Genomic DNA, 1,043 nt, shown 5'->3' with positions numbered 1-1,043 from the left:
TAGGCCGTGTTTAGAAAGTGGTGTTGGCAAGGGCTCGTAGCCAGATGTTGATGGCAGCGAGCTGGATGGTGGCTTCGTAGCGGACGGCGAGCTTGTCATAGCGGGTGGCCACCGCCCGGTGTTGCTTGAGCAGGTTGATGCCGCATTCCACACTGTGGCGCTGCCTGTAGGCGTCGGGGTCGAACGCAGGCGGTCGTCCTCCGGCCGAGCCCTTGGCCTTGCGGTGGGCCCGCTGGTCGTCCTTGACCGGGATGGTCGCCCGGATGCCCCGACACCGCAGGTAGGCGCGGTTGCCACGGGATGAATAGGCCTTATCGCCCAGCACCCGGTCCGGCCGCCTGCGGGGACGTCCCGGCCCGACCCTGTCCACCCGCACCCGGTCCAGCACCACGCTGAACTGCGGGCTGTCGCCGCGCTGCCCACCGGTCAGCACCACCACCATCGGCTTGCGGCCCTGCTCACAAGCCAGATGGATCTTGGTGGTCAACCCACCACGGGAGCGGCCCAGCCCATGATCAGGCGGCTCGGCACCACCGATCCCGCCCGGTGGCTCGACCTGAGCACGGCCGTCACGGCGGGCACCCGCCGCGTGCTGGTGCGCCCGGCAGATGGTGGAGTCCACCGACACCCACCACCCGATCAGCCCCGCGGCGTCGGCGAAGGCCATCAGCTTCGCCCAGATCAACGCCCACACCCCGGCCCGCTGCCAGCACCGAAACAGCCCGTAGACCGACTGCCAGTGCCCGTACCGCTCGGGCACATCCCGCCACGGCGCACCAGCCCGCACCCGCCACCGCACACCATCCACCAACTGCCTGCGCGTCCATTTGCGAGGCCGGCCCGGCCGCTTGGGCCGGGGAAGCAGCGGCTCCAGCACCCGCCACTGCCGGTCCGTCAGATCCTTACGCGCTCCAATCGATACCCTGGCCACCGAGGTCTCCGTGCAGATGGTCTTCTTGGTCGTTGATCCATCTACCGGAGACCTCACTCATCTCCAGACACGACATGCCGACCTGGGACAAGACTTCCTAAACACGGCCTAG

General features: G+C 68.3%; 1 protein-coding gene. It reads right to left on the bottom strand.

Features of this window, described 5'->3' with window-relative positions; all coding sequences use genetic code 11:
* Nucleotides 1-10 precede the first annotated feature (10 nt).
* On the bottom strand, nucleotides 11-931 hold the full coding sequence (locus ABWI07_RS44420; protein WP_353822245.1) for an IS5 family transposase: 921 nt from the start codon (nucleotides 929-931) through the stop codon (nucleotides 11-13).
* Nucleotides 932-1,043 lie beyond the last annotated feature (112 nt).

The sequence above is a fragment of the Actinomadura sp. NPDC000600 genome (genome assembly GCF_040492135.1).
Classification (GTDB): Bacteria; Actinomycetota; Actinomycetes; order Streptosporangiales; family Streptosporangiaceae; genus Spirillospora.
The sequence above is the reverse complement of the archived record's forward strand: the minus strand, read 5'-3'. Positions and strand labels throughout refer to the sequence as shown.